Annotated in this window: 14 protein-coding genes; 5 read left to right on the plus strand and 9 right to left on the minus strand. The window is 67.2% G+C overall.

The window, feature by feature from the left end; all coding sequences use genetic code 11:
* The 3 genes from FHS97_RS00825 to FHS97_RS00835 all read right to left on the minus strand — a co-directional run bounded on the left by FHS97_RS00825 (position 1) and on the right by FHS97_RS00835 (position 4,363).
* Positions 1-1,287, minus strand: a complete 1,287-nt coding sequence (locus FHS97_RS00825) for an MFS transporter (RefSeq protein ID WP_184032466.1) — start codon at positions 1,285-1,287, stop codon at positions 1-3.
* A 223-nt stretch (positions 1,288-1,510) separates the two neighbouring features.
* Entirely contained in the window at positions 1,511-2,005 is a 495-nt protein-coding gene (locus FHS97_RS00830) for a DUF5872 domain-containing protein (protein WP_184032468.1), read from the minus strand.
* Between the two features lie 48 nt (positions 2,006-2,053).
* On the minus strand, positions 2,054-4,363 hold the full coding sequence (locus tag FHS97_RS00835) for a UvrD-helicase domain-containing protein (RefSeq protein WP_184032470.1): 2,310 nt from the start codon (positions 4,361-4,363) through the stop codon (positions 2,054-2,056).
* A 193-nt stretch (positions 4,364-4,556) separates the two neighbouring features.
* Here FHS97_RS00835 and FHS97_RS00840 point away from each other — a divergent pair, with 193 nt between their 5' ends.
* The 4 genes from FHS97_RS00840 (at position 4,557) to FHS97_RS00850 (ending at position 7,097) form a co-directional block, all read left to right on the plus strand.
* Positions 4,557-4,880: a UrcA family protein gene (locus FHS97_RS00840; protein WP_184032472.1), complete on the plus strand. Its 324-nt coding sequence runs from the start codon at positions 4,557-4,559 to the stop codon at positions 4,878-4,880.
* 99 nt (positions 4,881-4,979) lie between these two features.
* Positions 4,980-5,216 carry a GFA family protein gene (locus tag FHS97_RS17820; protein WP_484592882.1) on the plus strand — a complete coding sequence of 79 codons (237 nt, stop codon included), beginning with the start codon at positions 4,980-4,982 and terminating at the stop codon, positions 5,214-5,216.
* Positions 5,217-5,231: 15 nt separating this feature from the next.
* Entirely contained in the window at positions 5,232-5,381 is a 150-nt protein-coding gene (locus tag FHS97_RS17195; protein ID WP_184506723.1) for a hypothetical protein, read from the plus strand.
* Between the two features lie 81 nt (positions 5,382-5,462).
* The gene (locus tag FHS97_RS00850) at positions 5,463-7,097 is read left to right on the plus strand and encodes an inorganic phosphate transporter (protein ID WP_184032474.1); all 1,635 of its coding nucleotides are present in this window, start codon (positions 5,463-5,465) and stop codon (positions 7,095-7,097) included.
* A gap of 39 nt (positions 7,098-7,136) precedes the next feature.
* Here FHS97_RS00850 and FHS97_RS00855 read toward each other — a convergent pair whose 3' ends face one another.
* The gene (locus tag FHS97_RS00855) at positions 7,137-7,478 is read right to left on the minus strand and encodes a hypothetical protein (RefSeq protein ID WP_184032476.1); all 342 of its coding nucleotides are present in this window, start codon (positions 7,476-7,478) and stop codon (positions 7,137-7,139) included.
* A 76-nt stretch (positions 7,479-7,554) separates the two neighbouring features.
* Positions 7,555-9,657 (minus strand): prolyl oligopeptidase family serine peptidase, encoded by a 2,103-nt coding sequence (locus FHS97_RS00860; RefSeq protein ID WP_184032478.1) that lies wholly within the window; start codon positions 9,655-9,657, stop codon positions 7,555-7,557.
* Positions 9,658-9,743: 86 nt separating this feature from the next.
* Between FHS97_RS00860 and FHS97_RS00865 the strand changes: the two genes are divergently transcribed.
* On the plus strand, positions 9,744-11,156 hold the full coding sequence (locus FHS97_RS00865) for an MFS transporter (protein ID WP_184032479.1): 1,413 nt from the start codon (positions 9,744-9,746) through the stop codon (positions 11,154-11,156).
* A gap of 4 nt (positions 11,157-11,160) precedes the next feature.
* On the opposite strand, the gene FHS97_RS00870 is transcribed toward FHS97_RS00865, so the two are convergent.
* Genes FHS97_RS00870 through FHS97_RS00885 form a run of 4 tightly spaced genes read right to left on the minus strand, consistent with a single transcriptional unit; the run spans position 11,161 to position 14,238 of the window.
* Complete coding sequence (locus FHS97_RS00870) at positions 11,161-11,493, minus strand: DUF423 domain-containing protein (protein ID WP_184032480.1); 333 nt, start codon at positions 11,491-11,493, stop codon at positions 11,161-11,163.
* Positions 11,490-13,253 (minus strand): cation:proton antiporter domain-containing protein, encoded by a 1,764-nt coding sequence (locus FHS97_RS00875; RefSeq protein ID WP_184032481.1) that lies wholly within the window; start codon positions 13,251-13,253, stop codon positions 11,490-11,492. Before FHS97_RS00875 ends, FHS97_RS00870 begins: the two co-directional genes overlap by 4 nt.
* The gene (locus FHS97_RS00880) at positions 13,253-13,687 is read right to left on the minus strand and encodes an iron-sulfur cluster assembly scaffold protein (protein ID WP_184032482.1); all 435 of its coding nucleotides are present in this window, start codon (positions 13,685-13,687) and stop codon (positions 13,253-13,255) included. The genes FHS97_RS00875 and FHS97_RS00880 overlap by 1 nt, the downstream gene beginning before the upstream one ends.
* Positions 13,684-14,238, minus strand: a complete 555-nt coding sequence (locus tag FHS97_RS00885; protein ID WP_184032483.1) for a CvpA family protein — start codon at positions 14,236-14,238, stop codon at positions 13,684-13,686. The genes FHS97_RS00880 and FHS97_RS00885 overlap by 4 nt, the downstream gene beginning before the upstream one ends.
* Positions 14,239-14,295: the final 57 nt, after the last annotated feature.

The raw sequence follows: 14,295 nt of genomic DNA on the forward strand, positions 1-14,295 counted from the left end.
TCACATGGAAGTTCGCGGTCGCATCATCATAAGTGCGACGAGGCTCACCAGCGACATCGCCGCCAGATAGCCGCCGACCAGCGACAAGCCGCCGTAACGCGCGAGCGTCTCGGCAGCCACCGGGGTCAGCCCGCCGCCGATGATCCCGGCCATGTTGAAGGCGAGGCTGACACCGGTGTAGCGCACCCGCGCGGGAAACAGCCCGGGCAACCATGCACCAAGCGGCCCATAAACGAACCCCATCGCGAAGAGCGCCACCGCCAGACTCGCGAACATCAGCGGCGGCGACCCCGATCCCAGCCCTGGCGCCAGCACGAACCCCGCGATTACCGCGAAGACGCAGCCGCGGGTCAGCACATGTCGCGCATCACGATGATCCGCCCAGATCCCGGACAGCACGATCCCTGCCGCCATGAACAGGATCGCGCCGAGCTGCATCGACAGGATCGTCGGCCGCGCGATCCCGAGCCGGGTGGTCGCATAGCCCAGCGCGAAGGCGGTCGCGATATAATAGACCGCGAAGCAGGCGATCGCGCCGGCCGTGCCGCCCAGCGCCGCGCGCCAGTGATCGCGAAGCAACTCTCCCATCGGCACCGACGGCGGTGGGCCCTCCTCGAGCACCTGCGCGAACGCCGGCGTTTCGGTGATCTTCAATCGCACCCACAGCCCGAGTCCGACCAACACGATCGAGAGGACGAAGGGAATGCGCCATCCCCAGGCGACGAAATCCTCGGCGCTCATCACCAGCCCCAGCAGCAGGAAAAGGCCGTTGGCGGCGATGAACCCGACCGGCGCGCCGAGCTGCGGCACCATACCGTAGCGGCCGCGCCAGCCCGGCGGGGCGTTCTCCACCGCCAGCAACGCCGCTCCGCCCCACTCGCCACCCAGGCCGAAGCCCTGCCCGAAGCGCAGGAGACACAGCAGCACGGGTGCGAGATATCCGGCCTGCGCATAGGTCGGCAGGAAAGCGATCGCGAGCGTCGACCCGCCCATCAGCATTAGACTGACGACCAATGTCGACTTGCGCCCGATCCGGTCGCCATAATGCCCGAACGCCCAAGCACCGACCGGGCGCGCGAAGAAAGCCACAGCAAGACTGGCATAAGCGGCGAGCAGTTGCGCCGACGGATCGCCGGCCGGAAAGAACAGCGGGCCGAACACCAGCGAGGCGGCGGTCGCATAGATGTAGAAGTCGTAAAATTCCACCGACGTGCCGACGAGGCTGGCGAGCAGGATCCGGCGGTGCGAAGCGCCCGGCGTCGGGGCGGACGATGTGGAAGCGGCCATGCTCCCTCTCCGCGCAGCCACTGCCGCTCGTCAACGGGCAAAAATATGTCATTGCAGTCACGAAATCGGGTTTCGAAGACACATGGCAGCAATGTTGACGGGTTAGAGGAAGCTGGTGCGGCGACACCTTCGGTGTGCGTCGCATATCGCCGGGCAATCCCCCCTCGCCCGGCCATTCCCTGAACTACGGGGCGGTCTATCGAGGCCGCCCCGATTTTTCGGGTCAGTGCGCCAACGCCTCGCGCAGCTGCGCCTTGTTCATCTTCGACCGCCCCACTATCCCGCGCTTCTGCGCCTCGACATAAAGTTCGTCGCGCGTGCGATGGTCGCGGGCCGCCGCCGTCTTCCTGGCAATATCGTCCGGCTGCGCGGAGAACTGCTTGCCCTTCTTCGTATCGGCGCGCTTCCTGGCCGTGGTGCGGGCATAATCCTTCTTGGAGAGCGCATCGCGCGCCTCCCGGGGCAAATAACGCTCACCGCTCTCCCCGCTCCGCTTGCCCGACTTGGTATCCCACTCCTCCTCGGTCCACTGGTGGAGCGAGTTGTCTGCGTCCTTGCCGCCCTCATAGCCGCCGCCACGTTTCTTATATTCAGCAACCGCCAGATGCGCCTTCCGCGCCGACCATTGCCCCTTTTTGCCGCCCTTCGCCCCGGCGGTGACCTCGTTCTTTACCTTCTCCCATAAGGCAGGATCGGACTTCTCGGCGGTTTCGGACATGGCGCATCTCCTGCCCGCCCAACCCGTACGCCGGCGGAAAGTCGCACTTCAGCTAACGGAGACGAAGCTGTCCATCACGCGCTTGCGCCCGGCCTGCTCGAAGTCGATCTCGAGCTTGTTGCCCTCGATCTCTGCGATCGCCCCGTAGCCGAACTTCTGGTGAAAGACGCGTTGCCCGACGCTCAGGTCGCCGCGCCCCTTGTTGCCGAGGCTCACCGCGGAGGCGCGGCTCTCCACGACCCGCGCCGGTTCGCGCGTGAAGGTCCGGCTCGACCATTCGCCGCCGGGCTTGCTGCCCAGCGTACCCGCCGCGCGTTGCCAGCCCGGCCCGCGCCCGGTGCCGCGCGCAACGTCGGCAAACGGATCAGCACGCTCCGACCAGTTCGCACGCCACAGGCTCTCGCCCCCCGACATGCTCGTCTCGCTGTCGACATGCTGCGGCGGCAATTCGCCGACGAACCGCGACGGGATCGAACTGGTCCATTGCCCATAGATGCGACGATTGGCGGCGTGGAGGATCGTGGCCAGCCGCCGCGCGCGCGTGATCGCCACATAGGCGAGCCGCCGCTCCTCCTCGAGCGACCGCGTCCCGCCCTCGTCGAGCGCGCGCTGGGAGGGAAACAGCCCCTCCTCCCAGCCGGCGAGGAACACGGTGTCGAACTCCAGCCCCTTGGCGGCATGGATCGTCATGATCGTGACCTTCGGGTCCTCACGCGTCGCCTCATTGTCCATAACGAGGCTGACATGTTCGAGGAACGCGCCGAGGTTCTCATATTCCTCCATCGCGCGGACCAGCTCGGTAAGATTCTCCAGCCGCCCGGCCGCCTCCGTCGACTTCTCCGCCTGGTACATCGCGGTATAGCCGCTTTCGTCGAGGATCTGCCGCGCCAGCTCGGGGTGCGGTAGATCGCGCGCCATGTCGCGCCACCGCGCCACGTCGCCCACAAACCGCCCGAGCGCCTTGCGCGCCTGCGGGGTCAGCTCGTCGGTATCGAGGATGCGCGCCGCCGCGATCGACAGCGGCAGCCCCTCGGCGCGCGCGAGCTGGTGTAGCTTGGCGATCGCCTTGTCGCCGAGCCCGCGCTTGGGGGTGTTGACGATCCGCTCGAACGCCAGATCGTCCGCCGGCTGATTGACGACGCGCAGATACGCGAGCGCATCGCGGATCTCGGCGCGCTCATAGAAGCGGAACCCGCCGACGATCCGGTACGGCAGGCCGATCGCGATGAAGCGATCCTCGAACTCACGCGTCTGGTGCTGCGCGCGAACGAGGATTGCGACGTCGTCGAGGCTCTTGCCGCTGCGCTGGGTCGCCTCGATCTCGTCGCCGACGCGTCGTGCCTCCTCGGGTCCGTCCCACACGCCGAGCACCCGGACCTTCTCCCCGGCGTCAAGCTCGGTCCACAATTCTTTGCCCAACCGTCCGCCATTATTGGCGATCACGCCGGACGCCGCCGCGAGGATGTGCGGGGTGGAACGGTAATTCTGTTCGAGCCGGATGATCTTCGCGCCGGGAAAGTCCTTCTCGAACTTCAGGATGTTCTCGACCTGCGCGCCGCGCCACGAATAGATCGACTGGTCGTCGTCGCCGACGCAGCAGATGTTGCGCCGTTCCTGTGCGAGCAGCCGCAGCCACAGATACTGGACGGAATTGGTATCCTGATATTCGTCGACCATGATGTAGCGGAAGCGTTGCTGATAGTGTTCCAGCACGCCGCGGTCGCGCTTCAGGATCGTCAGGACGTGAAGCAGCAGGTCGCCGAAGTCGCAGGCGTTCACCGCCTTCAGCCGGTCCTGATATTGCTGATACAGGTCGCCCCCACGTCCGTTGGCATAGCGCTCGCTCTCGCCGGCATCGACGTCGGCGGGGATGAGGCCCTTGTTCTTCCATTCGTCGATCAACCCGGCCAGCGAGCGCGCCGGAAATCGTTTTTCGTCGATGTCGGCCGCGACAATCAATTGCTTGAGCAGCCGCAATTGATCGTCAGTGTCGAGGATCGTGAAATTGCTCTGCAGCCCGACCAGCTCGGCATGACGGCGCAGCATCTTCGCGCCGATCGCATGAAAAGTGCCGAGCCACGGCATCCCCTCGACCGCGTCGCCGACCAGCCGTCCGACCCGCTCCCGCATCTCGCGTGCGGCCTTGTTGGTGAAGGTCACCGACAAAATCTCCGACGGGTAAGCACGCCGCGTCCACAACAGATGCGCCAGTCGCGCGGTCAGGGCCGCGGTCTTGCCCGTTCCCGCGCCGGCGAGCACCAGCACCGGCCCGTCGATGGTCAGCACCGCCTCACGTTGCGGCGGATTGAGCCCAGCCAGATACGGCGGGTCCTGCGTGGCAGTGGAAAGATCGGTCACCCCGAACAGGTAGGGAACGCGCCGGCTACGGGCAAGCGAAAGGCGCTGTGGAAATGGTCATCAAGGCGTCACGAGGTGGTCGCGCCACGGTAAAACGAACGCGTTAGGCGCGCCGCGCCGGCAGCATGCCGCGTCGGGAGTCGCCAGCACTCGACGCCGATGCGGTCGCCGACATCACGATGGAGTTACGTGGATGACCCGCCTTGATCGCGCCGCGCTTGCCGCCACGCTGATGCTCACTCTTGCGCCTGCGACTGTTACCGCCGAACCGGACCGTGTCGCACGCATTGCGCGGATCGTGGTACGCGACCTCGACCTCGCCACCAGCGCTGGTCAGCAGCACTTTCGTCAGCGTGCCCGCCGCGCCGCCGCGATGGCCTGCGGTACGGCTGCGAACATTCGCGATCGGCTGGACGTGCTTCGCTGTCAGGCCGAGATGCGCAAGGAGGCGCAAGTGCGGCTCGCGGCATTGTCGCACCCACGCGAGACCGAGATGGCGGCTGTGGCGCCGCGGTGAAGCGAGGCGCGGCATCGGACGTCCCCTTGCTCGCCCAGTCGATTGCGGGCGATCATCAAACGTGAAATAAGGAACATAACGAATACATAAGACGGCATAGTGACGGTCACCCCGCGATGCCATTGCGGAGCGATCCGCTACACCGCAGGCGGGGCAGCCGAGCACCATGCGCTGTGTCACTGCCCCGATTGTAGACGGTGGTCCGGCACGCCGAGATGGTCGGCTGGATCGCGTTCCACGACGATGGGGCACGGTAAGCGGCACTGTTCGCGGCTATGCCTCGCACGACACGGCGTGCGGGCGTTCTGCGGTGCGTGTGGCACCGGGCTATTCTAGCGCAATCCTGTCGTCTTGCCGGGACTCGCCGACATTCAGACCGGCACGCTCGACTCACCGGAGGGCGATGCGCCCGGCGCGCAGATCATGTGCAAGGAGCCGCTGGCCTGGCTCGACCGGATCGACGCGCTTCCCGCTTTTGCCACTTATCCCGGCATGGGCTGATTTCCTTATTCGACGAGTGCTGACCGGGATCGGCCATCGGTCATCAAACTGTCACGCTAACCGCCGACAGCACGACTCGTCATGGCATCCACTGTCCTTGAGGCGTCGTCCTCGTCACCGCTCGCGGCGACGCGCTCGTTCGATGGCCCGGCCCACCCCTTGGCCAGGTTCGCGTTTCTGGCGATCGTGCTTGCCGGCTTCGGTTATGCAGGGGTAAGCGTGTTGATCGACACGCACCAGGTCGGAGAGCAGCTGGCGCTCGGCGTATTCGCCTTTCTTGGCCTCGCGCTGCTGATCGCGCTCGGGTTCGAGTTCGTCAACGGCTTCCACGACACCGCCAATGCGGTGGCCACCGTTATCTACACCAATGCCCTTCCCGCACGATTCGCCGTGGTCTGGTCCGGCTTCTTCAACTTTCTCGGCGTGATGCTCTCGTCGGGCGCCGTGGCTTATTCGATCATCACGCTGCTCCCGGTCGACCTGATCCTGAACGTCGGATCGGGTGCCGGCTTCGCGATGATCTTCGCACTGCTGTTCGCCGCGGTACTATGGAACCTTGCCACCTGGTACGTCGGTCTACCCAACAGCTCGAGCCACACGCTGATCGGTTCGGTGCTCGGGGTCGGGCTTGCCAACCAGTTGCTGACCAGCGACGCCGGGGGCACTTCGGGGGTCGACTGGTCACAGGCGACGAAGGTGCTGACGGGGCTGTGGATGGCGCCGCTGATCGGGTTCGGCGCCGCCGCGCTGTTGCTGCTCGTCATCCGTCACCTCGCCCGCAATCCACAGCTCATGACTCCGCCGGAAGGCGACACGCCACCGCCACGCGGCATTCGGGCGCTGCTGATCTTCACCTGTACCGCGGTGTCGTTCAGCCATGGCTCGAACGACGGGCAGAAGGGGATGGGGCTGATCATGCTCATCCTGATCGGCTGTGCGCCGACGGCCTATGCGTTAAACCGCACCCTGCCGGCGAGCGAGACCCCCGCCTTCGTCCAGAGCGCCGCAGCCGCCAGCGCGACACTAATCGCGCATGGCGCCGCGCCGGTGAATGCGCCGCGCGCACGAGATATGTTGCGCGGGTCGTTGAAGAAGCGCGACGTCGTAAACCGGCGGACCTATGGTGCGGTCATCGCCGTCTCCGACGATCTCGCCCGCCGCGTCGCGAGCTATGGCTCGCTCGGGCAGGTGCCGGCCAGTGCCGCCCCCAACATCCGCAACGACATGTACCTGGTCATGGATACGACCAGGATGATCGCGACCGCGGAGAAGAGCGGCCTTGATGACCGCGAGAAGGCGACCCTTGCCGATTATCGGACCCGGCTGGAACGCGGTACGCGCTTTATTCCGCTGTGGGTCAAGGTGGCGGTTGCGCTGGCGCTTGGGCTTGGGACGATGGTCGGCTGGAAGCGGATCGTCGTCACCGTCGGCGAGCGGATCGGCAAGCAGCACATGACCTATGGCATGGGTGCGTCAGCGGAGCTGGTGGCGGCGGGTACGATCCTTGCCGCGGATCGCTTCGGACTTCCGGTATCGACGACCCACATCCTGTCGTCCGGGGTTGCAGGGGCGTCCGTGGCAAGCGGCCACGGACTGCAACGCCGCACGCTGCTCCAGCTTGCCGCCGCCTGGCTGATGACCTTGCCGGTGGCGATGCTGCTGGCCGGAGGGCTCTACTGGCTGTTGCTGACGATCGTCCAGACCGCGGGATTGTAAGCGGACGCAGCATTGACTGCGCACCGCTTCAACATCGTCTCAGCTCTCGACCGACAGCAAGGTCGACCCGACGTACCGCTCTTCCCCCGGCACGAAAAGCTCACTGGGCTTGAAGCGTCGCGGGGTGATCCGCAGCGCGCTCAGCCCGGCTAGCTTGAAAGCACCGATCTTGGGCTCCTTGGGCGGCTGCCCGTCACGTTCGAGCGTTACGGCGTCGAGATAGATCTCGCCATGCTTCGTGTAGAGGATGTGCGGCGCCAACGTGACGCTGCCGCGATTGTACATCGCGGCGATCGCCTGTAACTTGACGATCGCCTCGAAGACGACGGGAACGGTATCGGGCACCACCGGCGCTGGCCGGCTCTCGGTTTCGGCGTTCATCGCGCGCGCCATAGCCGATCGTGCCGCACCGCAGCAAGATCGACATCCGGAAACGCTTCGTTCGCGACCAAGCCGTTCAGCGGGGACCGAGCAACTTCTGCGCGAAATAGGTCATTTGCAACGCCTGCAATCGCGCGCCCTGCTCGATGTCGGCATCGCCCGAATGGCCGCCCGCGGTATCCTCGTAGAACAGATAGGGCAGCCCATATTCCTTGAGCCGTGCGGCGAACTTGCGCGCATGTTGCGGGCCGACCCGGTCGTCCTTGGTCGTGGTCCAGATGTATGGCTCAGGATAGGCCGCCCCACGCCGGATGTTATGATAGGGTGAGATGCGGCGGAGGAACGTGCGCTCCTCGGGCACCGACACCGATCCATATTCGTCGACCCACGACGCACCGGCGGCGATCTGCTCGTAGCGCAGCATGTCGAGCAGCGGCACCTGGATCGTCACCGCTTTCCACAGCTCGGGGTGCTGGTTGAACTCGACCCCCATCAGCAGGCCGCCGTTCGATCCGCCATAGATGCCGAGCTTCTTCGCGCTGGTGAACCGCCGCGCGATCAGGTCTTTGGCGACGGCGGCAAAATCGTCGTAGATCACCTGCCGCTTGGTCTTGCGCCCGGCATCGTGCCACGCCGGGCCAAACTCGCCGCCACCACGGATGTTGGCCAAAACATAGGCGCCGCCACGCTCCAGCCACAACTTGCCGGTGATCGCCGAGTAACTCGGCAACATCGGCAACTCGAAGCCGCCATAAGCGGTCATGATGGTCGGCGTGCTGCCGTCGCGCGGCGCGTCGCGGCGGTGGACGATGAAGTAGGGCACCCTGGTGCCGTCGGTCGACGTCGCCTCGAATTGATCGGCCACCAGCCCGCGCGCGTCGAACTTGGCGGGGAGCGCCTTCACCTGGCGCGGCTCAGCGTCGCTCCCGGCGGTGAAGCGCGCCAACGTGGTCGGCGTCAGGAAGCCGGTGGTCGCCAGAAACGCGGTATCGTTCCGGTCCGACGTGCCCGCGATACCGAAGCTGGCGTTGTCGGGCAGCGTCATCGGCCGCGCCGTCCAGCCGTTTGCGGAAGGCGTATAGACGCTGATCCGCCCGCGAACGTTGTCGGTATAGTCGATGATCAGATGATGACGGGTCGCATCGACGCCGCTCACCGCCTGTCGCGACGTCGGCGCGAAGATCAGCGTCGGCGCGATCCGGCCGGCTTCCAGCGCCTTCAGCGTTACCGACGCGACCGCGCCGGTCGGGATCGCTCCCCAGGGCTCGCTGGTCGTGAACACCACCTGGCCATCGACCATCGCCGCAGGCGCCGTGCGCGCTGGCAGATCCAACTTCGTCACGCCGGCTGGCGTCCACAACAATCGATCCGCACCGAAGAAGGTCTTCTGCCGCTCGATGAACACCGCGCGGTTGCCGTCACCGTCGGTCATGACGCTGGCATAGGTGCCGAGCTGATCGCCGGGCGCACCGCGGTATATCTCGGTCGCCTCAGCCAGCGGCGCGCCTCGCGCCACCTTCTTGACGACGAACGGATAGCTCGATGCGGTCATCGTGCCCGCACCCCAATCGCGACTGACCAGCAGATGATCCTTGTCAAGCCACGCCACGCCCTGCTTCGAGGTCGGGAGCGTGAAGCCGTTCGCGACGAACGCCCCGGCCGCCAGATCGAATTCACGATAGGTCACGGCGTCCTCGCCGCCCTCGGACAAGGCAACGAGGCAGAACCTTTCCTCCGGCGCAAGGCAGGTCAGGCCCTTGTAGACCCATTTGCGCCCCTCGGCCTTGCTGAGCGCATCGACGTCGAGCAACGTGCGCCAGCCGGGCTGCGGCGCGGCATAGTCCTCCAGCGTGGTCCAGCGCAGGATGCCCTGCGGATGATCGGCGTCCCGCCAGAAATTGACGATTTGCCCCATCAGCTGCTGCGGCATCGGGATGCGGTCCTTCGCCGCTGCGATCGCCAACGCCTCGGCATGGAATTGCGGATAGCGCGGGTCGTTCTGCAAGCGCGGCAGCGTGCGCGCATTCTCGGCAGCGACCCAGGCCTGCGCGCGCGCGCCGTCCTTGTCCTCGAGCCAAATATAGGGATCGGCGCCCGATGCACGCTGTGCCCATGCCGCGCCCGCAGCCACCGCCAACGCCGCACCGGCCAGCCACCAAGCAATCCGTTTTCGCGCCATGCCGCCCGCTCCATCATTCATGATCGTCTTGTGCGTTACCACATCGCGGGGAACAACCCCGCCACCGACGCGTCATCGCCCGCACCATGACCGAGTTGCGACCGGCCGGCGACGGCCTTCCCCTTCCCCGTCGCTACGCGGCGATCGGCGCTTTGTCATTCGGCACCGCGCTGGTGATCATCGACGGCGGCGTCGCCAACGTCGCCTTGCCGACGATCGCGCGCGATCTCAACGTCGGATCGTCGTCGGTGGTCGCGATCGTCACCGTCTACCAGTTGATGCTGGTCATGCTGATGCTGCCCTTTGCCGGGCTGGGCGACCGGATCGGGTTGAAGCGCATGTACCAGCTCGGGCAGCTGGTGTTCACCGTCGCGACGCTGCTGTGCTTTTTCGCCAAGAGCCTGCCCTTCCTGCTGGTGGTGCGCGCGGTGCAGGCGGTCGGCGCGGCGGGGGCGCTTGCGGTCGCGTCGGCGCTGATCCGCCAGACCTATCCGGCGGCACAGCTCGGGCGCGGGCTGGGGATCAACTCGGTGGTCGTCGCCTCCTCGGCGGCAGCTGCGCCGACGCTCGGCGGCCTGGTGCTGTCGATTGCTCCGTGGCCGTGGGTGTTCGCCAGCGCCATCCCGTTCGCGATCGCCTCGCTGCTGCTCGGCCGCGCGCTCCCCGATCCTGCCCCGCGCGACCGGCCGTTCGACGTGACCGGCGCAGTGATGTGCGCGGCGATGTTCGGGCTCATCATCGGCGGCGCGGAAAGCGCGGTGCATGGCGACAGCCCGGTGGTCTCGCTCGCGATCGTGGCGGCAGGGATGGTGATCGGGCGCTTCTACGTTCGTCGGGAGCGGTCGTCGGCGCAACCGATCCTGCCGGTCGACCTGCTGTCGCGTCCGGTGATCGCCTTGTCGACGCTGGGCGGGTTCACCGCCTTCACCGCTTCGATGACGCTGCTGCTGTCGACGCCGTTCCGGTTGACGCACAGCTACGGGATGACCGCCGCTGCCGTCGGCGCGGTCATCGCGCCATGGCCGCTGACGAACATGATCGTGGCGCCGCTGATGGGGTGGTTGTCGGACCGTGTGCCGGCAGGGCTGCTGGGCGGCGTCGGCATGGCGATCTCGACCACCGCACTGCTGCTGCTGGCGTTCATGCCCGCCGATCCATCGTGGTTCGACATCGCATGGCGCATGTCGCTGTGCGGTGCCGGCTTCGGGACGTTTCTACCCCCGAATGCCCGCCTCATCATCGGCTCCGCGCCACGCGAGCGGGCCGCGGCGGCGGGCGGATTGGTCAGTACCGTCCGGCTCGTCGGGCAGACCACCGGGGCGACTCTGGTCGCGGCGCTGCTCGCGCTCGGCGTCGGTGCGGGGCCGACCCCAGCGCTGGTCGCCGCCGGACTGGCGGTGGTCGCAGGGATCTGCAGCCTCGCGCGCTTGCGTCCGTCGATCCGCAATCCCGAGCGAGGCGAAAGCGACGAGGTGCTCCCGGCCAATGCGGTCCGCTGAGCGCTCAGCCGCGCGCGCCCATCCAGGCCAGCCACAGCCAGGCGGCGATCAGCAACGCGCCGCCGATCGGCGTCACCGCGCCGAGCCACCGCGGCAGACCGAGCGCCATCAGGTACAAGGTGCCGGCGAACACCGCGCCACCGGCAAGGAACAGCCACGCCGGACCGCGCGCGTCGAGCCGCATCGCGACCAGCGCCGCGAGCGCATGAACGAGCTGATAATGCGCGCCGGTCTTCAGCCACTCCACCGCCGCGCCGCTCGCGCCATGCGCGCCGAACGCCCCCGCCGCGACCGCGATCGCGCCCGACAGCGCCGCCAGCATCACGATCAGGTTCATGACCGCTCTCCCCCGCCCCAAGGATGCTGCTCGGCGATCATCGCCCGGGCCGCCTGCGGATCGCTCGCCTCGATCTGGATGCGCAGCCGCTCCTTGTCGCTGGCGCGGTACATCTGCTCGGCGCGCTCGATCTCCCCCGGGGCGACCCCGAGCCCGCCCATCGCGAGTCGCGCCATCTTCACCGCCGATTCCAGCACCTCGCGCACCACCGCCCGCGCCGGGCCGTTCTTCAGGCGCACCAGCGCACGACGATCATAGGCACGGACGTAGAGCGCCGCGTTCGGAAAGGCCTCATGGACCGCTTCCAGCTGCTCGAGCGACAATTGATCGCCGTCCATGCAGAACAGGATCACCTCGGCCTCCGCGGCGCCCGCCTGTCGCAACAGATCGAGCCGGGTGCCATCGCCATAATAGACCTTCGAGCCCAGTTCGCCCGCGATGTCGATCATCTCGATGTCGGTGTCGATCAGCGTTACGGGAATATCCTGCGCCATCAGCATCTGGCCGACCGTCTGCCCGAAACGGCCGTAGCCGACGATGATCGCGTTCGCGCCGTCCGCGCGCGGACCGTCGCGGTCGGTCTGCGCGGCGATCGGCTGCTCGCGGAAGCGGCGCGTGAACATCATCAGGAACGGCGTCGTCGCCATCGACAGCGTGATGATCGCGCCGAAGAGGCTCGCGGCGTCGGGCGCGATCAGTAGCGCCTGTTGCGCCTGCGCGAGCAGCACGAACCCGAACTCGCCACCCTGGCTGAGCAGCAACCCGAGCGCGAGCGCCTGCCGCCAGCCCATGCGGAACGCCAGCCCGAGCACGGTGATGATCCCCGCCTTGGTCGCGATCAGCGCCGCCGCCATCGCGATGACGAAGGCAGGCCGCTCGGCGATCGCCTCGAGATTGAGCATCATCCCAACCGCCAGGAAGAACAGCCCGAGCAGGATCGCGCGGAACGGCTCGACATCCGCTTCGAGTTCATGCCGGTACGGGCTGTCGGCAAGCATCACGCCCGCCACGAACGCGCCGAGCGCGGTCGACAGGCCGAGCCGCTCCATCACCGCGGCGGCGGCGATCACCGTGAACAATGCTGCGAACACGAACATCTCGCGCTCGCCCAGATGCCCGATCAGCCGGAACAACGGCCGCATCACGAAGCGCCCGGCGGCGACCAGCCCGCCGACCGCCAGGACCGTGTAGACGCCGAGCACCCAGCCCTCCGGACCGCTGGTCGCGGCCGGGTTGCGGCTCATCGCCGCGATGATCGTGATCATCGGGATGATCGAGAGATCCTGGAACAACAGGATCGAAAAGGCGCGTTCTCCGAACGGAGTGCGCAGCCGCCCCGAGGATTGCAGCATCGGCAGAACCTGTGCGGTCGACGACAGCGCCAGCGGCATCCCGACCGCCAGCGCGGCGGCGAGCGAGAAATGCGCCGCCAGCGCCAGGATCGCCGCCAGCGCGATACCGCAGGCGACGACCTGGATCAGCCCGAGCCCGAAAATATCCTCTTTCAACCGCCACAAGCGCTGCGGGCTCAGCTCCAGCCCGACGATGAACAGCAGCAGCGTGATCCCGAGCTCGGCAAAGCCCAGCTTCGCCTCGGCATCGCCGACCAGCCCGAGCAGATGCGGCCCGACCACCGCCCCCGCGACGAGGAAGCCCAGCGTCGCACCGAGGCCGAGCCGCCGGAACAGCAGCACGAACATCAGCCCGGAGCCGAGCAGGATCGTACCGTCGCGAATCATCGAGAGATCGGCATGTTCCATCAGCCGGTCCTCGCAGCGCGCGCCTGTTCGGCGGCCTCGACCGCCGCCTCAAAGGCGAGGCGGATCGAGGGATGGCGGGCGGTCAGCTTCAGCCCCGGCGTGAAAATGTCGATCCCGGGCCAGGACGGGACCTCGCCCGCGCCCGCGAGCCATTGCGTCAGCGCGTCACGCGTGGCGGCGAGTTCCTCCACCGAGCGGCCGATGGCGTGCCGCGCCAGCAGCGTCGAGGACGCCTGACCGAGCAGGCAGGCGCGCACCTGCGTGCCCAGTGCGGCGACTCGCCCGTCCTCCCCCAGCCGGACATCGACGGTCACGCGGCTGCCGCAGATCGGCGAGCGGCGCTCGGCCGAGCCATGCGCGTCGGACAGCCGCTCCGGATACGGATTGCCGATCGCCAATGCGCTGATATCGGGGGTGTAGAGGTCGAGGCTCATGAACGTCCGTCGCTGGAGCGGGAGGGAGTGCGCGGGCCGAACACCGGCTGCCCCTTGCGCCGGCGGTCGACGAAGTCGGCGACCGCGCCGCTGGTCGCCACCAGCAGCGGGAAGGTCCGCGCATTCTTCAGCCACGCCGGACGATGCGTCGGCCCACCACCGGTCAGGTCGAGCAGCAAGACGAGGAAGAGGAAGGCGAGGCTCGCGAGGATCAGCCCCTTGAGCGCGCCGAAGCCGAAGCCGAGTGCACGGTCGATCGGCCCCAGCACCGAGGTGCGGGTCCGCGCGGAAATGGCGTTGATGAGGAGGCGGCTCAGCAGATAGGTGCCGCCGGTCAGCAGCACGAACGCCAGCACCGCTGCGCCCGAGACGCTGGCGATCGAGCCGGCCAGCATTTTCGACAGCGGCAGATGGAAGATCTTGAGCGCGAAGATCATCGCCACCCAGGCGAACAGCGCCAGCACCTCGCCGACGAAGCCACGCCGCGCCCCGCCGAGTGCGGTCAGCGCGACGAGCACGAGGACGGCGATGTCGAGCGGCTCGAGGTTCATGCCCCCCTCCTTATGGCGCGATCCCGCGATCGGCTAGGGCCGGATGTTGGCGAAGGT

Origin of the sequence: Sphingomonas endophytica (assembly GCF_014199415.1) — a bacterium.
GTDB classification, from domain to species: Bacteria; Pseudomonadota; Alphaproteobacteria; order Sphingomonadales; family Sphingomonadaceae; genus Sphingomonas; species Sphingomonas endophytica.

What these genes read in the sequence shown, in the direction of transcription:
- FHS97_RS00830 (WP_184032468.1), bottom strand. Translation starts at nt 2,005, where the DNA reads ATGTCCGAAACCGCCGAGAAGTCCGATCCTGCCTTATGGGAGAAGGTA.
- FHS97_RS00825 (WP_184032466.1), bottom strand. Translation starts at nt 1,287, where the DNA reads ATGGCCGCTTCCACATCGTCCGCCCCGACGCCGGGCGCTTCGCACCGC.
- FHS97_RS00855 (WP_184032476.1), bottom strand. Translation starts at nt 7,478, where the DNA reads ATGAACGCCGAAACCGAGAGCCGGCCAGCGCCGGTGGTGCCCGATACC.
- FHS97_RS00875 (WP_184032481.1), bottom strand. Translation starts at nt 13,253, where the DNA reads ATGGAACATGCCGATCTCTCGATGATTCGCGACGGTACGATCCTGCTC.
- FHS97_RS00860 (WP_184032478.1), bottom strand. Translation starts at nt 9,657, where the DNA reads ATGGCGCGAAAACGGATTGCTTGGTGGCTGGCCGGTGCGGCGTTGGCG.
- FHS97_RS00850 (WP_184032474.1), top strand. Translation starts at nt 5,463, where the DNA reads ATGGCATCCACTGTCCTTGAGGCGTCGTCCTCGTCACCGCTCGCGGCG.
- FHS97_RS00880 (WP_184032482.1), bottom strand. Translation starts at nt 13,687, where the DNA reads ATGAGCCTCGACCTCTACACCCCCGATATCAGCGCATTGGCGATCGGC.
- FHS97_RS00885 (WP_184032483.1), bottom strand. Translation starts at nt 14,238, where the DNA reads ATGAACCTCGAGCCGCTCGACATCGCCGTCCTCGTGCTCGTCGCGCTG.
- FHS97_RS00870 (WP_184032480.1), bottom strand. Translation starts at nt 11,493, where the DNA reads ATGAACCTGATCGTGATGCTGGCGGCGCTGTCGGGCGCGATCGCGGTC.
- FHS97_RS00865 (WP_184032479.1), top strand. Translation starts at nt 9,744, where the DNA reads ATGACCGAGTTGCGACCGGCCGGCGACGGCCTTCCCCTTCCCCGTCGC.
- FHS97_RS00840 (WP_184032472.1), top strand. Translation starts at nt 4,557, where the DNA reads ATGACCCGCCTTGATCGCGCCGCGCTTGCCGCCACGCTGATGCTCACT.